This window comes from Kribbella sp. NPDC002412, assembly GCF_053592935.1.
In genome coordinates, this window is record NZ_JBSFBL010000123.1 from 1 (window position 1) to 5,575 (window position 5,575).

The 5,575-nt window shown below is 56.2% G+C and carries 3 rRNA genes; all 3 read left to right on the plus strand.

Annotated elements, in window-relative coordinates:
- Positions 1–142 precede the first annotated feature (142 nt).
- The 3 genes from ACWCOV_RS41375 (at position 143) to rrf (ending at position 5,549) form a co-directional block, all read left to right on the plus strand.
- A 16S ribosomal RNA gene (locus ACWCOV_RS41375) occupies positions 143–1,660 on the plus strand.
- A gap of 474 nt (positions 1,661–2,134) precedes the next feature.
- A 23S ribosomal RNA gene (locus ACWCOV_RS41380) occupies positions 2,135–5,257 on the plus strand.
- Positions 5,258–5,431: 174 nt separating this feature from the next.
- Positions 5,432–5,549: ribosomal RNA gene (gene rrf / locus ACWCOV_RS41385) — 5S ribosomal RNA — on the plus strand.
- The 16S, 23S and 5S rRNA genes sit together here, the layout of an rRNA operon.
- Positions 5,550–5,575: the final 26 nt, after the last annotated feature.

The window sequence follows — 5,575 nt, forward strand, 5'->3', positions numbered from 1 at the left end:
GGGTGGTTGTTTGTTGTTCTGTGGCGGATTCCTTTGAAACATTATTGATTCAAGTCAGTTTGATTGTTTCTGATTCAAAGGATCACTTTTTGTGGGTCTGTTGTCCATGGTCCCTTTTGGGGTTGTGGTTGACATATAGATTTCAACGGAGAGTTTGATCCTGGCTCAGGACGAACGCTGGCGGCGTGCTTAACACATGCAAGTCGAGCGGTAAGGCCCCTTCGGGGGTACACGAGCGGCGAACGGGTGAGTAACACGTGAGCAACCTACCCTCAACTTCGGGATAAGCCTCGGAAACGGGGTCTAATACCGGATATCACCACTTTCCTCATGGTTTGTGGTTGAAAGTTCTGGCGGTTGGGGATGGGCTCGCGGCCTATCAGCTTGTTGGTGGGGTAATGGCCTACCAAGGCGTCGACGGGTAGCCGGCCTGAGAGGGCGACCGGCCACACTGGGACTGAGACACGGCCCAGACTCCTACGGGAGGCAGCAGTGGGGAATATTGCGCAATGGACGAAAGTCTGACGCAGCAACGCCGCGTGAGGGATGACGGCCTTCGGGTTGTAAACCTCTTTCAGCAGGGACGAAGCGAGAGTGACGGTACCTGCAGAAGAAGGACCGGCCAACTACGTGCCAGCAGCCGCGGTAATACGTAGGGTCCGAGCGTTGTCCGGAATTATTGGGCGTAAAGGGCTCGTAGGCGGTTCGTCACGTCGGGAGTGAAAACTCGGAGCTTAACTCCGAGCCTGCTTCCGATACGGGCAGACTAGAGGTAGGCAGGGGAGAGCGGAACTCCTGGTGTAGCGGTGGAATGCGCAGATATCAGGAAGAACACCGGTGGCGAAGGCGGCTCTCTGGGCCTTACCTGACGCTGAGGAGCGAAAGCGTGGGTAGCGAACAGGATTAGATACCCTGGTAGTCCACGCCGTAAACGTTGGGCGCTAGGTGTGGGGGACATTCCACGTCCTCCGTGCCGCAGCTAACGCATTAAGCGCCCCGCCTGGGGAGTACGGCCGCAAGGCTAAAACTCAAAGGAATTGACGGGGGCCCGCACAAGCGGCGGAGCATGCGGATTAATTCGATGCAACGCGAAGAACCTTACCTGGGTTTGACATATAGGGAAATCCTCCAGAGATGGGGGGTCCGTAAGGGTCCTATACAGGTGGTGCATGGCTGTCGTCAGCTCGTGTCGTGAGATGTTGGGTTAAGTCCCGCAACGAGCGCAACCCTCGTCCTATGTTGCCAGCACGTTATGGTGGGGACTCATAGGAGACTGCCGGGGTCAACTCGGAGGAAGGTGGGGATGACGTCAAGTCATCATGCCCCTTATGTCCAGGGCTTCACGCATGCTACAATGGCCGGTACAAAGGGCTGCGAAACCGTAAGGTGGAGCGAATCCCAAAAAGCCGGTCTCAGTTCGGATTGGGGTCTGCAACTCGACCCCATGAAGTCGGAGTCGCTAGTAATCGCAGATCAGCAACGCTGCGGTGAATACGTTCCCGGGCCTTGTACACACCGCCCGTCACGTCATGAAAGTCGGCAACACCCGAAGCCGGTGGCCTAACCCTTGTGGAGGGAGCCGTCGAAGGTGGGGCTGGCGATTAGGACGAAGTCGTAACAAGGTAGCCGTACCGGAAGGTGCGGCTGGATCACCTCCTTTCTAAGGAGCACTTGGCAGCCGCGTTGAGTGGTTGTCCATGTCATCGCTTGCTCAGACGAATGTTCTGAGGGTGATGGTGCTTCGGACTGTGGAACATTGACCATTAGATTCGGACCGATGCCTGGTCTGTTAGTACTGCGTCCCTTCGGGGTCGCGTGGAACGCAGGGTGTGGTTGAGGAAGGTTTCGAGGCGCGCTGTTGGGTCCTGAGGAATCGGGCCTGGACTCGTAGGAGTTCTGGACTGTTTCTTCAAGGGTCACAATCACACCGGATTGGTTCTGGTGTGGTGGGTGGCTGGGGCCGGCTCTCACCAAACGTCTGGTGCTGGGTGTCTTGTGGGTGGGTTGTTTCCCTGCGGGTCGTCTGGGTCTACCGGGTGGTGGTGGTTCAGGGTTGGTGTTCCTGCCCGTATTTTGAGAACTGTATAGTGGACGCGAGCATCTCTTTGTAGCGATTTTGTTTGTTTTGTTGTTGTGACAAGCTACTAAGGGCAATCGGTGGATGTCTTGGTACCAAGAGCCGATGAAGGACGTTGGAGCCTGCGATAAGCCCCGGGGAGTTGGCAACCGAGCTGTGATCCGGGGGTGTCCGAATGGGGAAACCCAGCTGGCATTCTAAAGCCAGTTACCAGTGCCTGAACACATAGGGTTCTGGAGGGAACGCGGGGAAGTGAAACATCTCAGTACCCGCAGGAAGAGAAAACAATTGTGATTCCGTGAGTAGTGGCGAGCGAAAGCGGATGAGGCTAAACCATGTGCGTGTGATAGCCGGCGTGCGTTGCGTACATGGGGTTGTGGGAGCATTCAGGCCTTAATGCCGTGAGGTCAGGGAGTTATAAATCACTGTTGAAGTCGAATCTTCTGGAATGTTGAGCCGTAGTGGGTTATGGCCCCGTAGGCGTAAGACAGTGACTTCCGAGTGTTTTCCCAAGTAGCACGGGACTCTTGAAATCCCGTGTGAATCTGGCGGGACCACCCGCTAAGCCTAAATACTTCTTGGTGACCGATAGCGGACTAGTACCGTGAGGGAAAGATGAAAAGTACCCCGGGAGGGGAGTGAAATAGTACCTGAAACCGATTGCCTACAATCCGTCGGAGCACTCTTCGGGGTGTGACGGCGTGCCTTTTGAAGAATGAGCCTGCGAGTTAGTGGTGTGTGGCGAGGTTAACCCGTGTGGGGTAGCCGTAGCGAAAGCGAGTCTGAATAGGGCGTTTGAGTCGCATGCTCTAGACCCGAAGCGGAGTGATCTATCCATGGGCAGGTTGAAGCGTGGGTAAGACCGCGTGGAGGACCGAACCCACCAGGGTTGAAAACCTGGGGGATGACCTGTGGATAGGGGTGAAAGGCCAATCAAACTCCGTGATAGCTGGTTCTCCCCGAAATGCATATAGGTGCAGCGTCGTGTGTTTCTTACCGGAGGTAGAGCACTGGATGGTCTAGGGGGCTTACCGGCTTACCGAAATCAGCCAAACTCCGAATGCCGGTAAGTGAGAGCGCGGCAGTGAGACTGCGGGGGATAAGCTCCGTAGTCGAGAGGGAAACAGCCCAGATCACCAGCTAAGGCCCCTAAGCGATTGCTAAGTGGAAAAGGATGTGGAGTTGCCCAGACAACCAGGAGGTTGGCTTAGAAGCAGCCACCCTTGAAAGAGTGCGTAATAGCTCACTGGTCAAGTGATTCCGCGCCGACAATGTAGCGGGGCTCAAGCAATCCGCCGAAGCTGTGGCATTCACACTCGTACCAGGCTGCACCTTTGGGTGTGGTCCAGGTGTGTGGATGGGTAGGGGAGCGTCGTGCAGCGTGTGAAGCAGCCTAGTGATGGAGTTGTGGATGCTGCACGAGTGAGAATGCAGGCATGAGTAGCGAATGACGGGTGAGAAACCCGTCCGCCGGATGATCAAGGGTTCCAGGGTCAAGCTAATCTGCCCTGGGTAAGTCGGGACCTAAGGCGAGGCCGACAGGCGTAGTCGATGGACAACGGGTTGATATTCCCGTACCGGCATTAACACGCCCCGACCGAACCTGCTGATGCTAAGCCAACTAAGCTTTGATGTCTTCGGACGGATGAGTGGCGTTGGTGACCCGAGGTGGTAGTAGGTGCATTGAGGAGTGACGCAGGAGGGTAGTCCAACCGCGGCGATGGTAGGCGCAAGCTGATCCGCGGGCAAGGTGGTAGGGCGAGGCATAGGCAAATCCGTGTCTCATTGAGCCTGAGAGCCGAGGCGGACCCGTTTAGGGGAAGTGGATGATCCCATGCTGCCGAGAAAAACTTCGCAGTGAGTGTTAGAGCCGCCCGTACCCCAAACCGACACAGGTGATCAGGTAGAGAATACCAAGGCGATCGAGTGAACCATGGTTAAGGAACTCGGCAAAATGCCCCCGTAACTTCGGGAGAAGGGGGACCGGATCCGTTACACCACTTGCTGGTGGAAGCGGTGATGGTCGCAGAGACCAGGCCCAAGCGACTGTTTACTAAAAACACAGGTCCGTGCGAAGAAGTAATTCGATGTATACGGACTGACGCCTGCCCGGTGCTGGAACGTTAAGGGGACAGGTTAGCTGGTTTCGGCCGGCGAAGCTTTGAACTTAAGCGCCAGTAAACGGCGGTGGTAACTATAACCATCCTAAGGTAGCGAAATTCCTTGTCGGGTAAGTTCCGACCTGCACGAATGGCGTAACGACTTGGGCGCTGTCTCAACCATGGACTCGGCGAAATTGCATTACGAGTAAAGATGCTCGTTACGCGCAGCAGGACGGAAAGACCCCGGGACCTTTACTACAACTTGGTATTGGTGGTCGGTACAACTTGTGTAGGATAGGTGGGAGACTGTGAAGCTCGGACGCCAGTTCGGGTGGAGTCATCGTTGAAATACCACTCTGGTTGTTCTGGCTGTCTAACTTTGGTCCGTTATCCGGATCAGGGACAGTGCCTGGTGGGTAGTTTGACTGGGGCGGTCGCCTCCTAAAAGGTAACGGAGGCGCTCAAAGGTTCCCTCAGCCTGGTTGGCAATCAGGTGTCGAGTGTAAGTGCACAAGGGAGCTTGACTGTGAGACAGACATGTCGAGCAGGGACGAAAGTCGGAACTAGTGATCCGGCGGTGGCATGTGGGAGCACCGTCGCTCAACGGATAAAAGGTACCCCGGGGATAACAGGCTGATCTTCCCCAAGAGTCCATATCGACGGGATGGTTTGGCACCTCGATGTCGGCTCGTCGCATCCTGGGGCTGGAGTAGGTCCCAAGGGTTGGGCTGTTCGCCCATTAAAGCGGCACGCGAGCTGGGTTTAGAACGTCGTGAGACAGTTCGGTCCCTATCCGCTGCGCGCGCAGGAGACTTGAGAAGGGCTGCCCCTAGTACGAGAGGACCGGGGTGGACGAACCTCTGGTGTGCCAGTTGTTCCGCCAGGAGCACGGCTGGTTGGCTACGTTCGGGAGTGATAACCGCTGAAAGCATCTAAGCGGGAAGCACGCTTCAAGATGAGGTCTCCCACCGGGTTAACCGGGTAAGGCCCCCAGTAGACCACTGGGTTGATAGGCCAGAAGTGGAAGCACGGCAACGTGTGGAGCTGACTGGTACTAATAGGCCGAGGGCTTGTCACACACCACACCCCCCCGGGGTGTCGGACAACAAGCCTTCCAAATTTGCGCTACGTAACGAAGAGCATGTTCGCGTTCACTGTACGGTTCCCGAAATACGGTCAACCCCAGCACACCAACACCCCATACAGGGTGTTGTGGCCGGTGCAGGATGGTTGGTTGATATTTTCATAGAGTTTCGGTGGCCATAGCGTCGGGGAAACACCCAGTCTCCATTCCGAACCTGGAAGTTAAGCCCGACAGCGCCGATGGTACTGCGACCGGGAGGTCGTGGGAGAGTAGGACGCCGCCGGACATTCACACTGTTAAGGGCCACCCCAC